The sequence below is a fragment of the Inquilinus sp. OTU3971 genome (genome assembly GCF_038440215.1).
In genome coordinates this window covers 20,152-36,388 of the sequence record NZ_JASATH010000067.1, presented here as the reverse complement: position 1 = coordinate 36,388, position 16,237 = coordinate 20,152, and the positions used below count along the sequence as shown (strand labels likewise).

Below are 16,237 nucleotides of genomic sequence, written 5' to 3'. Positions count from 1 at the left end.
GGTGCGCCGGTTCCACGCCGCCCTGGCGCTCTATACCCGCCGCCGCTTCGCCGAGGCGGCGGACCGCTTCGCGGAGTTGGCCGACACCGATCCGGCCGCCGCGCTCTACCGCGACCGCGCCACGGCCTACGCCCAGGCGCCGCCGCCGGCCGACTGGGACCGCAGCTTTAGTCTGACCACGAAATGAGGGGGATATTTTGAACACGCCATTCACCACCCTGCCCCGCCGCTTCTTTCTCGCCGGGGCCGGCACCAGCCTCGCGGCGCTCGCGCTCGGCGGCTGCCAGACCGCGCAGAATTACGCCAACGATCCGGTCGGCGCGGCGAACACGCTCGGCGGGCTGTTCGCCTCGGACAACAAGGCGGGCTCGGTCGACGAGTCCGCACTGGGCCAGGGGCTGTATCCGCGCCTGATCGCGCAATCGGGCGGGGCCTATTCCAACGCGCGGGTCCAATCGGCAGTGCGCAGCTTCTCCGAACCGCTGTTCCGGGTTTCCAGGCGGCAGTTCCGCTGGGAGATCACGGTGCTGGACGACAACACCCCGAATGCCTGGGCGCTGCCGGGCGGCAAGCTGGGCATCAACAAGGGCCTGCTGCGCTATGCCGGCAGTGAGTCCGAGCTGGCGGCGGTGATCGCGCACGAGATGGGCCATGCCGAGCTCAGCCACCAGGTGGCGGAACTGGATGACAAGGGCTTTGCCGACAGGCTGGTCCAATTCGGCAAGGGGGTGGTCCAGACAGAGATCAACGCCCAAGTCTCCGGCCTGAACGACCTGACCAGCCGAGGGCTCGACGCCCTCACCCCGGCGGTGTCCGAGCTGATCACCTCCGGCTACTCCCGCGGCCATGAGCGCGAGGCCGACGCCTATGTGCTGACCGTGTTCCGCGCCACCGGCTACGACCCGCGCCAGGCCTCGGCGATCTTCAAGACCCTGGACTCGCTGGTGCCGTCGGGCGAGGACAAGACCACCTCGCTGTTCTCCACCCACCCCGGCACCCGCGCCCGCATCGAGCTGATCGACGAGGCGGCGGCGAAGCTGCCGGCCGGCGGCGGTTCGGCCGGATCGGCGGACTTCGCCACGATCAAGGCGGTGTTCCCGACCCGGCGCTACTATCTGCGCAACCCGGCGGAGGCCAGCTGACCCGGGTCCGGACCCGCGTCATCGCGGCCCCTCCGTTCCGCCGCGCGACCTGCTATCATGGCCCTCGAGGGGCGGCGTGTCGGCGAACGGAACGAGGGATGAGCGGCATTTGGGGTAAGATCGTCGGCGCGGCCGCTGGCTTGGCCATGGGCGGCCCGATCGGGGCGCTGCTGGGCGCCGTGGCCGGCCATGCCGTCGACTGGTATCGCGGCCAGCCGGCGGTGGATGGCGACGCCACCCAGCACATCGCCTTCACCATCGGCGTGATCGCGCTGGGCGCCAAGATGGCGAAGGCCGACGGCGCGGTGACGGCGGAGGAGGTGGCGGCCTTCCGCCGGGTCTTCCGCGTGCCGCCGGAGGAAGACGCGAATGTCGAGCGCCTGTTCAACCTGGCGCGCCGCGATTCCGCCGGGTTCGAGCCCTATGCGCGGCAGCTCGCCGGCATGTTCAAGGACCGGCCGGAGGTGCTGGAGGAACTGCTGCAGTGCCTGTTCACCATCGCCAAGGCCGATGGCGATGTGAAGCCGGCGGAGCTCGACTATCTGCGCGCCGTGGCCGGGCTGTTCGGCCTCGCCCAGGCCGATTTCCACCGGCTCTGCGCCGAGGAATGCGCCGGCTGCGACGTCGACCCCTACGGCGTGCTGGGGGTCGAGCGGCAGATCGACGACGAGAGCCTGAAGTCGGCCTATCGCCGGCTGATCCGCGAACACCACCCGGACCGGCTGATCGCCCGTGGCATGCCGGCCGACTTCATCGCCATCGCTACCGACAAGATGGCCCGGATCAACGCCGCCTACGACATCATCCGGCGCGAGCGCAAGCTGGCGTAGCGGCAGGCGGCCGTCCCGCGCATGGAGCCGGTCAGATCATCGGCTTCGTCAGCATCAGCCAGAAGATCACCAGGACCGCGATGAAGGCCGGCCAGCCGAGCAGGAACCAGAGCCGTAAGATTCGGTGATAGGCCGGCGGCAGCGGCTGCCCGGCCGCCGCCGCCTGCTCCGCCAGCCGCGCGGCCCGGATCTGCAGCCAGACCACCGGCAGCCAGCACGCGCCGGCGAGCGCATAGAGGCCGAGCGACAGGGCGAGCCAGCCGTCCCTGGCCTGAAAGCCTGCCATATGCATCATCGCGGCCCCCGACAGCGGCTGGACGATCACCGCGGGCGTGGTGAAATACCAGTCGGCGCGAACGACGTTGCGCGCGACGACGGCGATGGCGCCCACGTCGCCGCGCCGGTGCGCCATCCACATCTGGAAGGCCGTGCCGAGACCGGTGCCGAAGATGATCGTCGAGCTGATCACATGCACATATTTGAGGACCATGTAGAGGTCCATCGGGTCTAGCCCTTTCTCGGACGGACGGGATCTGCCTTGGCCAGCATGGCCAGGCCGAGGGCCGCAGCGGCGAGCGGCAGCCCCTTCGCCGCGGGCCCGAGCGGGTGGAGCCAGAGCTCCGGCGCGCCGAAGGTCATGACCGCGACATAGGCGGCCGTCACCGCGACTGCGGCGAGCGCGGCCGGGTACTGTGTCGCGCGCGGCAGCATCGCGGCGCCGATGACGACATCGAGGATGCCGCCGGCATAGACCGAGGCGACGACAAGGGCATCGGGCACGCCGGCCTGCCTGGCCATGTCGACGCTCTGGTCGACCGGCCACAGCCAGATCGAACAGAGCCCAGACCAGATCCAGAACGGGGCGAGGCCGAGTACCAGCAGCCGGCGCAGCACCGGCGACGCCGGCATCAGGCTGCCGGCGGCGACCGCCAGCGGTCTCGGCGTCACGCCGGTTCTCCGAGGCAGCGCCTCGGGATCGCCATCTGCGCCGGCGCGCAGGACCCGAAGCATCGCATCGCCCGCGAGCGGCAGGCGGAGCAGGCCCGCGAGCCGGAAGAAGAGCCGCTCCAGCCCGGCCGGAACCGGCAGCGACAGGGCGCGCCGGCCGTCCTGCTCGAAGGCGCGGAGATACCCTTCGAGATCGACCCGGTCGGGACCGCAGGCGTCGATAGCGGCCTCGTCGCTCCGGGGCGAGGCCAGCAGCCGGACCACCGCCTCGGCGAGATCGTCCACATGCAGGGGACGGAACGGGCCGGACCGGATGCGCGGGCGCAGCGGTAGGCTGGCAAGGCTGGCGAGCAGATGCGAGCTCGCGCCGCCCGGGCCGCAGACCAGCGAGGGCCGGATGATCGTCCAGTTGAGCGAGGGGTTGCCGCGCCGGTGGTCGAGCAGGGCATGTTCCTGCGCGGCCTTCGCACGCAAGGATGCGACCGGTGCCTCGGGATCGGCGCCGATGCTGGAGATCAGCACGAGGTTCGCGACCCGGGCCGCCGCGGCCTGGTCGAGAAGGGCGGTGATGCCGTCGGTCATCCGGGCCGCCCTCTCGTCGTCATCGGTCAGATGGCCGGCGGCGATGACGATCCCCTCGACATCCGCCCGGCGCGGCGCCGCGCGCTCGAGCGAGGCCGCATGTTCGAGGTCGTACCCCTGGTCCCGGCCAAGCGGGACGATTTGATGGCCGCGACGCGCGAGGGCGGTGCGGATCGCCCTCCCGAGAAAACCGGTGCTGCCGACGAGGAGAACGCGCATGTCGAAATCCTTTGACGCACAACGCCGGCAGCGATGCCGTCGGTCCCTCGGCGCTTCAGAAATGGTCCGGACTGGTCGAGCTCGGCCATGCCGGTTGTATCTGGGATTTGCGGCTGCCGCATGGCTGCTCGCTTCCGGCAACCAACTCCATAGTGCGGCGCATCGGCTCGATGCCTTCCGCGGCATCAAGCCTCTCGCCCGCCGCCGTATATCGCTCTATATGGCGAAGCGGCACGGGAGTTGGAGGTCCGCATGGTGCGCGAGGACGAGATCCGGGCGGCCGAACGCGCCGTCGAATGGCCCGAGGCGGTCGATGCCGGCCTGGTCTTCATCGGCCGCATCCGCACCCCCTGGACCTCGCGCATGGACTGCCCGCGCCAGGGCCGGCCGGACGGCCCGACCTGCCGGATCGAGGTGTTCCCGCCCTGGGACCAGGCGCTGGCCGGCGTCGCCGAATACGAGACGCTGGAGATCCTGTACTGGCTGCACCGGTCGCGCCGCGACCTGGTGCTGCAGAGCCCGAAGAGCGACGGCACCACCCGCGGCACCTTCTCGCTGCGCTCGCCGGTGCGGCCCAACCCGATCGGCACCGCCATGGTCACGCTGCTCGGCATCGAGGGCTCGACCCTGCTGGTGCGGGGGCTGGATTGCCTCGACGGCACGCCGCTGATCGACATCAAGCCCGACCGCTGCGCCTTCACGCCGCTCGCCCCGCCGACGCCCGGCGATGCCGACGTGGGAGATCGCTGACCATGGCGGAAGGTCCGGCATGACCAATCCGCGGTAGCCAAGCCCGGCCATAGTTGCGACAAGGGCGGCCTCTCTCGGATCCTTGGCGCATGACCCTCCTGCTCGGCCTCCGCAACGCCGCCGTCACCTTCGGCGGCGCCCCCCTCTGGACCGGCGTCGACCTGGCGCTCTCGGCCGGCGATAAGGCCTGCCTGGTCGGCCGCAACGGCAGCGGCAAGTCGACCATCCTGAAGGCGCTGGCCGGGACGATCGACCTCGACGGCGGCGAGCGCTTCGTCCAGCCCGGCATCCGCATCGCCTACCTTGCGCAGGAGCCGGACCTGTCCATCCACGCCACCGTGGCCGACTACGTCGCCTCCGCCTTGCCCGCCGACCGGGCCCATGACCATTGGCGGGTCGAGCAGGTGCTGGCCGCGGTCAAGCTGGACGGCGACCGGTCGACCGGGACGCTGTCGGGCGGGGAGGGGCGGCGCGCCGCCATCGCCCACGCCGTGGTCGGCGAGCCCGACGTGCTGCTGCTGGACGAGCCGACCAACCATCTCGACCTGCCGACCATCGAATGGCTGGAGGGCGAGCTGAAGGCCTGGCGCGGTGCGCTGCTGCTGATCAGCCACGACCGCGCCTTCCTGAACGCGCTGGTGCAGCGCGCCTGGTGGATCGACCGCGGCGTGCTGCGGCAGATGGACAAGCCCTTCGCCGAGTTCGATGAATGGAGCGAGACCATCCTGGCGCAGGAGGAGGCGGAGCGGGCGCGGCTCGACAAGCGGATCGCGTCCGAGACCACCTGGTCGCGCCAGGGCATCAGCGCCCGGCGCAAGCGCAACCAGGGCCGCCTGCGCAACCTCTATGCGATGCGGGCCGAACGCCGGTCCCAGATCGACCGCCAGGGCGTCGCGGCGCTGGGCATCGCCGAGGCCGGCCGGGGCGCGGTCCGTGTGATCGAGGCCGAGCATGTGTCCAAGGCCTATGGCGACACCGTCATCGTCCGCGACTTCTCCACCCGCGTGGCGCGCGGCGACCGGATCGGCGTGATCGGCCCGAACGGCGCCGGCAAATCGTCCCTGGTCAAGGTGCTGACCGGGGCCGAGCGGCCGGATTCCGGGACGGTGCGGCTGGGGCCGGGGGTGGAGCCCGCCTATTACGACCAGACCCGCGTCGCTCTCGACCCCGAGGCCACGCTGCGCGACGTGCTGCTGCCGCATGGCGGCGACCATGTCCAGGTCGGCGACCAGAAGCGGCACATCGCCTCCTATCTCGGCGACTTCCTGTTCGATTCCTCGCGCATGTTCAGCCCGGTGAAGAGCCTGTCGGGCGGCGAGCGCGGCCGGCTGCTGCTGGCCAAGCTGTTCGCCCGGCCCAGCAACCTGCTGATCCTGGACGAGCCGACCAACGATCTGGACCTGGAGACGCTGGACCTGCTGGAGGAGGTGCTGGCGGATTTCCAGGGCACGCTGATCCTGGTCAGCCACGACCGTGACTTCCTCGACCGGCTGGTGACCTCGGTGATCGCGGTCGAGGGCCAGGGCCGGGTCACGGAGTATGTCGGCGGCTACACCGACTATCTGCGCCAGCGCCCGGCGCCGGCCGCGGCGTCCGCCCCGGCGGCCCGGCCGTCCGCGGCGGCCAAGCCGGCGGCGCCGAAGCCGCGCACCAAGCTCAGCTTCAAGGACCAGCGCGAGCTCGACCTGCTGCCCGGCCGGATCGAGGCGCTGACCACCGAGATCGCCCGGCTCGGCGAAGCGCTGCACGACCCCGGCCTCTACGCCCGCGACCCCGACGGCTTCGCCAGGAAGTCTGCCCGGCTGGCTGCGGCGGAGGCGGAGCGGGAGGCGGCGGAGGAGCGCTGGCTCGAGCTCGCGGCCCTGGCGGAGGAGCTCGGCGCCTGATGATGCGGCCGGTCGACCTGCTGCTGACCCTCGGCGTCATGCTGATCTGGGGCTACAACTTCGTGATCGCCAAATACGGCCTCGCGGAGCTGCCGCCGCTCTTGTTCATGGCGCTGCGCTTCGGCCTGGTGGCGCTGCTGCTGGTGCCCTTCGTGCGCCGGCCGCGCGGGCGCTGGCGCGATGTACTGATCCTGGCGGTGATGCTGGGGCTGACACATTTCTCGCTGATGTTCACCGGGCTGGCGCATGTCGATGCCGCGGTGGCGGCGATCGTCATCCAGGTCCAGGTGCCGGCCTCGGCGGCCATGGCGATGCTGTTCTTCGGCGACCGGATCGGCTGGCGCCGGGCGCTCGGCATGGCGGTGGCGATCGGCGGCGTCGCCATCCTGGCCGGCGAGCCGCGGCACAGCTCGGCCCTGTGGGCGATCGGCCTGATCGTGCTGGCGGCGATCGTCTGGGCGGGAGCCAACATCCAGATGAAGCGGATGACGGATCTCGACCCCTCCACCATCAATGGCTGGATGTCGCTGTTCGCCGCGCCGATGCTGCTCGTCGCCTCGCTGCTGATCGAGGACGGCCAGTGGCAGGCGGTGACCCAGGCCAGCGGGTGGGCGTGGATCGCCGTCGCCTTCCAGGCGGTGGTCGTCGTCATCCTGTCCTACGCCATCTGGTACCGGCTCTTGCGCACCTATTCCGTCAACCAGACCATGCCCTATACGCTGCTGGTGCCGGTGTTCGGCGTGCTGTCGGGCGTGCTGTTCCTGGGAGAGCCGGCCAGCTGGACGCTGCTGCTCGGCGGCATCGCCACGCTGATCGGCGTCGGCATCATCATCCTGCGCCGGCCCAAGGCGGTCGAAGCCCAGGCGCAGGTCACGTGAGAGGGAAGACCATGGCCAAGCTGACGGAGATCGCCCCGGAGCTGTACGCGGCGGCGCAGGTGGACCGCGCGGCGATCGCGGAGATCGCGGCCTCGGGCGCGCGGACCCTGATCAACAACCGGCCGGACGGCGAGGAGCCGGGCCAGTTGCCGGCCGAGCAGGCGCGGGCCGAGGCCGAGCGGCTGGGCCTGACCTACATCCACATCCCGGTCACCTCCTCCTCGATCGCGCCGGGCGATGTCGAGGCGATGCGGCAGGCCCTGGACTCGGCGCCGAAGCCGGTGGTGATGCATTGCCGCAGCGGCACCCGCTCGACCCTGCTCTGGGCCGCGGGCGAGGTCCTGGCCGGCCGCGGCGACGCCGCCGCGCTGGTCGCCGAGGCGGCGGAGAAGGGCTTCCAGATCGCCTCCCTGCCGGACCTGGTGGCGCGGCTGCGCCAGGGGTGACGCCGACGGCCTCCTGGATTGGCTCTCCAATCTCCTCCTCGTCATGGCGAGGCGCGCAGCGCCGTGGCCATCCAGGGGCCGGTGCGAGTGGCCCTGGATGGCCACGCCCCTTCGGGGCTCGCCATGACGGATTGATGTTTTATGATGACCTCCTGTCACAGGCCGGCCAGGAAGGACTGCCGATGGCGAAGCTAGTCGAGCCCGGCCATTATAGATCCAGGAGCGAAGTGTTGCGTCGCCTGTCGGCCCTCGACGCGTCGCTGGCGCGGGGCCTGGCCGATGCCCAGGCAGGTCGGGTCAAGCCCGCTGCCGACGTGTTCGACCGGTTGGAAGACAAGTACAGGCGGCTCGCGACCAGATCCGCATGACCGTCGTCGTCCCATGACCGGGCGTCCCTCCGGTCGGGCGGTGCGTGACCGCCCGGTCTCCTGGATCGACCTGATCGATCTCGGGCTCGACCCGGACGACCGCCGGCCGCTGTTCCAGCAGCTGCACCTGGCGCTGCGCGACCTGATCGCCCGTCGGGTGGTGCCGGCCGGCACGCGGCTGCCGGCGACCCGGATCCTGGCCGACCGGCTCGGCGTGTCGCGCACCACCGTGGTCGCCGCCTATGACCAGCTGCAGGCCGAGGGCGTGGTCGCCGGCCGGGTCGGTGCCGGCACCTATGTCGCCGCCGGGATCGAGGCGAAGGACCAGCCGGCCGCGCCGGCCGAGCACCCGGGCAAGGCCGCCGTAGCCCCGGCCTGGCGCGGCGAGACCGTGCCCTTCGCCGCCGGCTTCTGCGGCATGCACCCGGCCACCGAGCGCGCCTGGGGCCGGCTGGTGCAGCGCCACCTGCGCGGCATCGGCGTGCGCCAGCGCGGCTATGGCGACCCGATGGGCCACCGGCCGCTGCGCGAGGCCCTGGCCGAATACCTCCGCGTCTCCCGCTCCGTCGCCTGCGATGCCGACCGCATCGCCATCGTCTCGGGCAGCCAGCAGGGGCTGGACCTGGTGCTGCGCGCCGTGGCGCAGGAGGGCGATCCCGCCTGGATCGAGGACCCGTGCTACCCGGCGGCGCTGGCCTGCCTGCGCCAGCACCGGCTGCGGATCGTCCCGGTGCCGGTCGACGGGCAGGGGCTGGACGTCGCCGCCGGCCTGGCGCTGGAGCCCGAGGCGCGGCTGCTCTACTGCACCCCGACACACCACTACCCGCTGGGCGTGGCGATGAGCCTGCCGCGGCGGCTGGCGCTGCTCGACTGGGCGCGCGACGGGCGCTGGGTGATCGAGGACGATTACGACAGCGAGTTCCGCTTCTCCGGCCGGCCGCTCTCGGCCCTGCAGGGCTTGGACCGGCATGGCCGCGTCGTCTATATCGGCACCCTCAGCAAGGTGCTGTTCCCGGGGCTGCGCGTCGGCTACGTGGTGCTGCCGCCGGAACTGGTCGACCGCTTCGCCGTGATCCGCAACGCCGCCGACCGCTTCCCGTCGACCATCCTCGACGACGTGCTGGTCGACTTCATCAACGAAGGCCACTTCACCCGCCACATCCGCCGCATGCGTCAGGAATATGCCGAGCGGCGCGAGCGGCTGATCGCGGCGCTGGCGGCGGAGGCCGGCGACGACCTGACCGTCGCCCCGATCGACCGCGGCATGTATCTCGTCGCCGACCTGCGGCCGGGGTTGGACGATGTCGCGGTGGCGGAGGCGGCGCGCCGGCGCGGCCTGGTGGTCCGCCCGCTGTCGCCGATGCACATCGCGGCGCCGCCGCGCCGGGCGCTGATCCTGGGCTTCACCGGCTTCCCGCCCCAGGCTCTCGACGCCGCGGCCCGGACGCTCGGGGCGGTGCTGCGCGGGTTCCGCTAGGGTTTCGGGTTGATCATGGCCTCGATGTTGTGGCCGTCGGGGTCCAGCACGAAGCAGGCATAGTAGGCCTCGGAGTAGTCAGGACGAGGGCCTGGGGCGCCGTTGTCGCGCCCACCCGCGGCCAGGGCCGCCCGGTGGAACGCGTCGACTTCCTCCCAGGACTTCACCCGGAAGGCCACATGCGTCGGCGTGAGCGGTGGCGGCCCGTCCGACTGCTGGATCTCGAACAGCCCATCGCTAATGTCGAAGGCCCAGAAGATTTCCTCCTTGCCGAAGGCGAGGCCGTAGCCCAGCGGCGCGAGGGCATTCTCATAGAACAGCCTGCTCTTCCGGAGATCGCTGACATTGAGCGTGACGTGGTCGATCATGAGGTGGCACCTGTGCTTGCCGCGCTATGGTCGTGGACCGTAGCGTGCCCGGCAAGACCGCGTGGCGATTGGTCGGGCCGGTCATTCGGAATTGGACCTTTCCAGTCGCGCGTGAAAGCGTCATCGAGAAGGCCAATGCCGTTCCGAGGACCGCCATGAACCAGATCGTCCCCTCCGCCCGCGCCAAGCTGAAGCGCCTGGCCAAGCGCGGCGCCTATGACCGTGCCACGGTGCACGCCGTGCTCGACGCCAGCGTGGTCTGCCACATCGCCTATGTCCTCGACGGCCAGCCCTACTGCACCCCGACCGCGTACTGGCGCGACGGCGACCGGCTGTACTGGCACGGCTCTTCGGTCAGCCGGATGCTGCAGGGGCAGGGCGGGGGCCTGCCGGTCTGCCTGACCGCCACCCATATCGACGGGCTGGTGCTGGCCCGCTCCGGCTTCAACTGCTCGATGAACTACCGCGCGGTGATGGTGTTCGGCACCGCCGAGAAGGTCGAGGACGAGGCGCACAAGCTCGCCGCCCTCGACGCCTATGTCGAGCGGCTGTTCCCCGGCCGGGTGGCGGAGATGCGGCCCCCGACGGTGAAGGAGGTGCGGGCCACCACGCTGATCGCGATGGAGATCGAGGAGGCCAGCGTGAAGATCCGCAGCGGCCCGCCGCATGACGACGAGGAGGATCTCGCCGCCGGCATCTGGGCCGGGGTGATCCCGATTTCCGAGACCATCGGCGCGCTGCAGCCCTGCCCGCTGCTGCCGGCCGGCATCGCCCCCGGCGCGGCGACCGATCCCTATGCCGGCGGTGCCCGGTTCGACGATATCCTGCGCGCCAATGTCCGGGGCGCCCTGGCCCCGGCCGAAGCCGGCGAGTGACGCGGAGACCGATGATGGCCGACCTCACCAATCCCCTGGGCCAGCCGATCGGCGCCCCCGTTCCCGGCTGGGAGAAGCGGCCGCTGCCGCCGCGCACCCCGATGGAGGGCCGCACCTGCCGGCTCGAGCCGCTCGACCCCGCCCGCCACGCCGAGGAGCTGTTCGAGGCGATGGGCCGGGACGCGGACGGCCGCAACTGGACCTATCTCGGCATCGGCCCCTTCGCCGAGTTCGGCGATTTCCGGGCCTGGCTGGACAAGATGGCGGCCGGCAGCGACCCGCTGTTCCACACGGTGATCGACCGCGCCACCGGCCGGGCGGTCGGCGTCGCCTCCTATCTTCGCATCGACCCGGCGAACGGGGTGATCGAGGTCGGGCACATCCACTTCTCGCCGCTGCTGCAACGCACGCCGATGGCGACCGAGGCGATGTTCCTGATGATGCGGCGGGTGTTCGACGAGCTCGGCTACCGCCGCTACGAATGGAAATGCGACAGCCTGAACGCGCCGTCGCGGGCCGCGGCCGCCCGTCTCGGCTTCCAGTATGAAGGGCTGTTCCGCCAGGCCGTGGTCTACAAGGGCCGCAACCGCGACACCGCCTGGTTCTCGATCATCGACAGCGAATGGTCGCGGCTGCGCGCCGCCTTCGAGCGCTGGCTGAGCCCTGCGAATTTCGACGCCGAGGGCCGGCAGAGGGAGAGCCTGTCGGCGCTGACCAGGCCGGCAGCCTGATCCTCCGTCACCAATCTGTCATGGGACGTCATGGGCCGCCTTGCGGTCCGGCCGCCGGCTCCCTATACCAACGCCGGCAGATGGCCGGATGGCCGCTCTGCCGGGCTTCGGCCCGGCGGGGAGGAAAGTCCGGGCTCCACGGAAACACGGTGCCGGGTAACGCCCGGCGGGGGCGACCCCAGGGACAGTGCCACAGAAAGCAAACCGCCCGGCTCCGGCCGGGTAAGGGTGAAAGGGTGCGGTAAGAGCGCACCGCGCGGCCGGCAACGGTCGCGGCACGGTAAACCCCACCGGGAGCAAGACCGAATAGGGGCGGGGCGGCTCATGGGAAACCATGGGCCGACAGGCGTTTCCGCCTGCCGCCCGGGTTGGTCGCGCGAGGCGACGGGCGACCGTCGTCCCAGAGGAATGGCCATCCCCCGGCCCGCCGTCCGCAAGGATACGGGGCCGGGGACAGAACCCGGCTTACAGGCCATCTGCCGCCTTTTTTCAGCATCGCCACCAAGCGGCCGGGCACCGTCCCGGGCCGCATTTTCTTGTCTCTGAATGAGAACAAAAGAAAAACACTCCCAAGATCGGAGTCGAAAGAAGCGCCCCAACTTCGGTTTTGTTCCGATGACAGACGAAGAGTCCCGGCAAAACGGCCAAAAAGCCACGGATCACAGAAAATCCATTGATTTCCCATGATTTGACCGGCCCGTCCCATTGCGTTCCACCTCTACCCATGATATCCCATGAACTCCCATCGGATGGGATCGATCGTCCATTTCCGGGGTGTGGACGATGGGGTGTTGAGCGGCGGACGCGCCGCTAGGGGGATTGATGGCTCGGTTCACGGGCACCTACGTCAACAAGGTCGACAAGAAGGGGCGGGTCAGCGTGCCCGCTCCCTTCCGCGCGACCTTGGAGGCGCTGGGCGCTCCGATCGTGAACCTGAAGCCCTCTCCCGACCGCCAGGCCCTGGATGGGGTCACCGAAGCCTACATGGACGAGGTTCAGCGCCGACTCGACGCGATGGACCTGTACTCGCCGGAGCGCGAGGCCCTGGAAATCCGCGAATTCTCCGAGACGCAGCAGCTGCAGATGGATCCGGAGGGGCGGATCATCCTGCCGCGGCACATGCTGGAGCTGGCGGGCATCACCGAGAGCGTCGCCTTCATGGGCATGGGCAGCCGCTTCCAGATCTGGGAGCCGGAGGCGCTGAAGGCGCATCAGCAGGCCCGCCTGGCCGCATCGCGCGACATGACCCTGGCCCGCGCCGGCGCCAATGGGGGTGCTGTATGAGCGGCGCACACATCCCGGTCCTGCTGAGCGAGGTCGTGGCGGCGGTGGCGCCGCGCGACGGCGACCTGATCGTCGACGGCACCTTCGGCCGCGGCGGCTATGCCCGCGGCCTGCTGGCCGCCGCCGACTGCCGAGTGGTCGGCATCGACCGCGACCCCGAGGCGGTGGCGGAGGGGCGCCGCCTGGAGGCCGAGCAGCCGGGCCGGTTCCGCATCGTTGAGGGCCGCTTCGGCGCCATGGATGCGCTGGTCGGCGAGCAGGCGGACGGGGTGGTGCTGGATCTCGGCGTGTCCTCGCCGCAGCTCGATGATCCGGAGCGCGGCTTTTCCTTCCGCGCCGACGGCCCGCTCGACATGCGCATGGGACGCGATGGGCAGAGCGCCGCCGACGTGGTCAACGCCATGGCCGAGGATGACCTCGCCAACGTGATCTACGATTTCGGCGAGGAGCGCCTGTCGCGCCGCGTCGCCCGTGCCATCGTCGCGGCGCGCAAGGAGGCGCGGATCGAGCGGACGTTGCAGCTGGCCGAGATCGTGCGCCGGGTGGTGCCGCGGTCGAAGGACGGCATCGACCCGGCGACGCGCACCTTCCAGGCGCTGCGCCTATGGGTGAATGAGGAGCTGACGGAACTCGACCACGGCTTGAGCGGGGCCGAACGCCTGCTTCGGCCCGGGGGACGGCTCGCCGTGGTCACTTTCCACAGCCTGGAGGACCGCCGCGTCAAGCGCTTCCTGGCGGAGCGCAGCGGCGCCGGCGGCGGCGTGTCGCGCCATGTCGCGGCGCCCGGCGGCGAGACCCGGGCGCCGAGCTTCCGCCTGGCGGCCAAGCGATCGGTCACGGCGGGCGAGACGGAGATCCGCAGCAACCCGCGCGCCCGGTCGGCGCGGCTGCGGGCGGCGATCCGGAGTGAGGCTCCGGCCTGGCCGCCGGTTGGTCAAGGCGGCGGGGAGAGGGGGAGGGTGGCAGCATGATCCGCGTCGGCACGATGATCTGGCTCGGCCTCATCGGGGCGTCGAGCGCGTTCCTGTTCAAGACCAGCTATGAGGTGCAGTCGCTGGAAGGCGAGCTGCGCGGCCTCAACCGGTCGATCCTGCGGGAACAGGATTCGATCCGGGTGATGCATGCCGAATGGGCGTTCCTGAACCAGCCGTCGCGCTTGCAGGAGCTGACGGACCAGTTTACGAAGCTGCGCCCGATCGCGCCGACGCAGATGGTCGCCAGCGCGGCGGATCTCCCGATGCCGCAGCCGTCGATCGACGGCGAGCCGATGGCGCCGACGGCGTCGCTGGTCGCCCAGGTCGATGCGCTGCCCAGCTTCGGGCCCGTGCCCCTGCCGGGCCACCGACCCGGCGAGGGCGGAGTCCTCCTTGCCGCGGCCGTGCCGATGCCCGTCCAGACCCAAGCCGCTTCGCCGCAGCCGGCCGCCACCCCGGCCCAGCCGGTCGTGCCTGCCGCCCCGGTCCAGGTCGCCGCCGTCGACGTCCGGCCGGCGCCGGTGGTTGCGCCCGTGGCCCAGCCGCCGGTTTCGGCCCCGCCCGCCGCCCGGGTCGCCACCGCCGACGTCCCGATCCGGCCGGTGGTGGCGCCGCGCCGGCCCGCCGCACCGCTGGAGGCCGTGGCCCAGGCCCTGGCCCCGACCCGGGCCGCCGCGTCGGATGATCCGATCGGTGCCCTGCTCTCCGGCCTCGAGGCGCCACGGGGAATTCGATGACGGCTGACGCGCTGGATGGAACCCCGACCTCACCGCGGCAGACGGAGCCGGCCCTTCGGCCGGCTCAACGGCTTTCCGCGGCCATCGAGACGGGCCGCCAGCGCATCGTCATCAGCGCCCTTGTGTTCGGCGTCACCTTCGGCGCCATCGGCCTCAAGCTGGTCGACCTGATGGCCTTCGGCAGCGATGCCGACAGCGCCCTGGCCACCCATGCCCTGCCCGCCGCCGCGCCGGCCGCCGACCGGGCCGATCTGCGCGACCGCAACGGGCTGATCGTCGCCACCACGCTGCCCTCGGTGTCGCTCTATGCCGACCCGAAGCTGGTGCTGGACCCGATCGAGGCCTCACTGCGCCTGGCCAAGGTGCTGCCCGACCTCGACCAGGCCAAGGTGCTGGCCGACCTGTCTTCGGATCGCCGCTTCGTCTGGCTGAAGCGCGGCCTGACCCCGGCCCAGCAATACGAGGTCAACCGCCTCGGCATCCCCGGCCTGGCCTTCCAGAACGAGGAGCGCCGCTACTACCCGGCCGGCAGCCTGACCTCGCATGTCGTCGGCTTCACCAACATCGACGCCCAGGGCATCGCCGGGCTGGAGAAGAGCCTCGACGAGCGCCTGCAGAACGGCGAGTCGGTGGCGCTGTCGATCGACCTGCGGCTGCAGGAGATGGTGCGCGACGAGCTGCAGGCGACGGTCGAGCAGTTCCACGCCCAGGGCGGCAACGCCGTGATCATGGACGTCAACACCGGCGAGGTCCTGGCGATGGTGTCGCTGCCGGACTTCAACCCGTATGAGCCGGGCGGCCCCGCCGAGGAGTCGATGTTCAACCGGAACACGCTCGGCGTGTACGAGCCCGGGTCGACGTTCAAGATCTTCAACACGGCGATGGCGCTGGAGAGCGGCACCTCCACCCTGACCAGCCTCTATGACGAGAGCCCGATCCATGTCGGGCGCTTCACCATCCACAATTTCCGCGGCGATCCCCAGTCGGGGATGCTCAGCGTCTACGAGATCTTCCGGCTGTCGCTCAACACCGGCTCGGTGCACATGGAGGAGGCCGCCGGCGTCGACCGACAGAAGGAGTTCCTGACCCGGTTCGGCCTGACCAGGCCGCCGGCGATCGACCTGCCCGAGGTCGGCGCCCCGATGGTGCCGCATCCCTGGAGCAAGATCAGCGGCATGACCATCGCCTATGGCCACGGCATGGCGGTATCGCCGCTGTCGCTGATCACCGCGGTCAGCGCCATCGTCAACGGCGGCATCCTGCACCCGCCGACCCTGTTCAAGCGCGACCCGTCGCAGCCGGCGCCGGGCAAGCGCGTGATCTCGGCCGACCTGTCGCGCACCATGCGGATGCTGATGCGGGCCGTGGTCACCGGCGGCACGGCCACCAAGGCCGAGGTGCCGGGCTACTTCGTCGGCGGCAAGACCGGTACCGCCGACAAGGCGGCGCGCGGCGGCTACAACCGGCGGGCGCGGGTGACCGACTTCGTCGGCGTGTTTCCGATCTATGATCCGAAATACGTCGTCATGACCATGCTGGACGACCCGCAGCCGATCAAGGACACCTACGGCTTCGCCAGCGCCGGCTGGAACTCGGCGCCGCTGGGCGGCCGCATCATCGCCCGGATGGGGCCGATGCTGGGGGTCGAGCCGGCGAACCCGAAGGACCCGGCGATCCTGCAGATGCTGGCGCCGCCGGCCAACGCGGTGGTCGCCAATGTCTCGGGCGGGAATGAGGACTGA

18 protein-coding genes and 1 other RNA gene are annotated in these 16,237 nt (G+C 70.9%); 16 read left to right on the top strand and 3 right to left on the bottom strand.

The window, feature by feature from the left end:
• The 3 genes from AAHM41_RS18125 to AAHM41_RS18115 form a co-directional block, all read left to right on the top strand.
• On the top strand, positions 1–187 hold a 187-nt coding region (locus AAHM41_RS18125; RefSeq protein ID WP_342237967.1), incomplete at its 5' end, for a hypothetical protein.
• 10 nt (positions 188–197) lie between these two features.
• Positions 198–1,142, top strand: a complete 945-nt coding sequence (locus AAHM41_RS18120) for a M48 family metallopeptidase (protein ID WP_342237966.1) — start codon at positions 198–200, stop codon at positions 1,140–1,142.
• 98 nt (positions 1,143–1,240) lie between these two features.
• On the top strand, positions 1,241–1,972 hold the full coding sequence (locus AAHM41_RS18115) for a TerB family tellurite resistance protein (protein WP_342237965.1): 732 nt from the start codon (positions 1,241–1,243) through the stop codon (positions 1,970–1,972).
• A 31-nt stretch (positions 1,973–2,003) separates the two neighbouring features.
• Here the strand turns inward: AAHM41_RS18115 and AAHM41_RS18110 are convergent, their stop codons facing one another.
• Positions 2,004–2,474, bottom strand: coding sequence for a DUF2269 family protein (locus AAHM41_RS18110; protein ID WP_342237964.1), 471 nt, complete (start codon positions 2,472–2,474; stop codon positions 2,004–2,006).
• A gap of 5 nt (positions 2,475–2,479) precedes the next feature.
• Entirely contained in the window at positions 2,480–3,721 is a 1,242-nt protein-coding gene (locus tag AAHM41_RS18105; protein ID WP_342237963.1) for an SDR family oxidoreductase, read from the bottom strand.
• A gap of 252 nt (positions 3,722–3,973) precedes the next feature.
• Between AAHM41_RS18105 and tsaA the strand changes: the two genes are divergently transcribed.
• The 6 genes from tsaA to pdxR all read left to right on the top strand — a co-directional run bounded on the left by tsaA (position 3,974) and on the right by pdxR (position 9,526).
• Positions 3,974–4,471, top strand: a complete 498-nt coding sequence (gene tsaA / locus AAHM41_RS18100) for a tRNA (N6-threonylcarbamoyladenosine(37)-N6)-methyltransferase TrmO (RefSeq protein ID WP_342237962.1) — start codon at positions 3,974–3,976, stop codon at positions 4,469–4,471.
• A gap of 89 nt (positions 4,472–4,560) precedes the next feature.
• Entirely contained in the window at positions 4,561–6,357 is a 1,797-nt protein-coding gene (locus tag AAHM41_RS18095; RefSeq protein ID WP_342237961.1) for an ABC-F family ATP-binding cassette domain-containing protein, read from the top strand.
• Positions 6,357–7,235, top strand: a complete 879-nt coding sequence (locus AAHM41_RS18090) for a DMT family transporter (protein WP_342237960.1) — start codon at positions 6,357–6,359, stop codon at positions 7,233–7,235. Before AAHM41_RS18095 ends, AAHM41_RS18090 begins: the two co-directional genes overlap by 1 nt.
• Before the next feature lie 11 nt (positions 7,236–7,246).
• On the top strand, positions 7,247–7,681 hold the full coding sequence (locus AAHM41_RS18085) for a TIGR01244 family sulfur transferase (RefSeq protein WP_342237959.1): 435 nt from the start codon (positions 7,247–7,249) through the stop codon (positions 7,679–7,681).
• A 182-nt stretch (positions 7,682–7,863) separates the two neighbouring features.
• Entirely contained in the window at positions 7,864–8,049 is a 186-nt protein-coding gene (locus AAHM41_RS18080) for a hypothetical protein (protein WP_342237958.1), read from the top strand.
• Between the two features lie 13 nt (positions 8,050–8,062).
• Complete coding sequence (gene pdxR / locus AAHM41_RS18075; protein WP_342237957.1) at positions 8,063–9,526, top strand: MocR-like pyridoxine biosynthesis transcription factor PdxR; 1,464 nt, start codon at positions 8,063–8,065, stop codon at positions 9,524–9,526.
• Here the strand turns inward: pdxR and AAHM41_RS18070 are convergent.
• Entirely contained in the window at positions 9,523–9,894 is a 372-nt protein-coding gene (locus AAHM41_RS18070) for a VOC family protein (RefSeq protein WP_342237956.1), read from the bottom strand. The two genes, pdxR and AAHM41_RS18070, sit on opposite strands and share 4 nt — an antisense overlap.
• Before the next feature lie 155 nt (positions 9,895–10,049).
• On the opposite strand from AAHM41_RS18070, the gene AAHM41_RS18065 reads away from it, so the two are divergent.
• The 7 genes from AAHM41_RS18065 (at position 10,050) to AAHM41_RS18035 (ending at position 16,237) form a co-directional block, all read left to right on the top strand.
• The gene (locus AAHM41_RS18065; RefSeq protein ID WP_342237955.1) at positions 10,050–10,769 is read left to right on the top strand and encodes a pyridoxamine 5'-phosphate oxidase family protein; all 720 of its coding nucleotides are present in this window, start codon (positions 10,050–10,052) and stop codon (positions 10,767–10,769) included.
• A gap of 14 nt (positions 10,770–10,783) precedes the next feature.
• Positions 10,784–11,500 carry a GNAT family N-acetyltransferase gene (locus AAHM41_RS18060; RefSeq protein ID WP_342237954.1) on the top strand — a complete coding sequence of 239 codons (717 nt, stop codon included), beginning with the start codon at positions 10,784–10,786 and terminating at the stop codon, positions 11,498–11,500.
• 76 nt (positions 11,501–11,576) lie between these two features.
• Positions 11,577–11,984: RNase P RNA component class A (rnpB, locus tag AAHM41_RS18055), an RNA gene on the top strand.
• A 338-nt stretch (positions 11,985–12,322) separates the two neighbouring features.
• On the top strand, positions 12,323–12,784 hold the full coding sequence (locus AAHM41_RS18050; protein WP_342237953.1) for a division/cell wall cluster transcriptional repressor MraZ: 462 nt from the start codon (positions 12,323–12,325) through the stop codon (positions 12,782–12,784).
• Entirely contained in the window at positions 12,781–13,755 is a 975-nt protein-coding gene (rsmH, locus tag AAHM41_RS18045; protein ID WP_342237952.1) for a 16S rRNA (cytosine(1402)-N(4))-methyltransferase RsmH, read from the top strand. Before AAHM41_RS18050 ends, rsmH begins: the two co-directional genes overlap by 4 nt.
• Entirely contained in the window at positions 13,752–14,495 is a 744-nt protein-coding gene (ftsL, locus tag AAHM41_RS18040) for a cell division protein FtsL (RefSeq protein ID WP_342237951.1), read from the top strand. Before rsmH ends, ftsL begins: the two co-directional genes overlap by 4 nt.
• Positions 14,492–16,237, top strand: a complete 1,746-nt coding sequence (locus AAHM41_RS18035; protein ID WP_342237950.1) for a peptidoglycan D,D-transpeptidase FtsI family protein — start codon at positions 14,492–14,494, stop codon at positions 16,235–16,237. The genes ftsL and AAHM41_RS18035 overlap by 4 nt, the downstream gene beginning before the upstream one ends.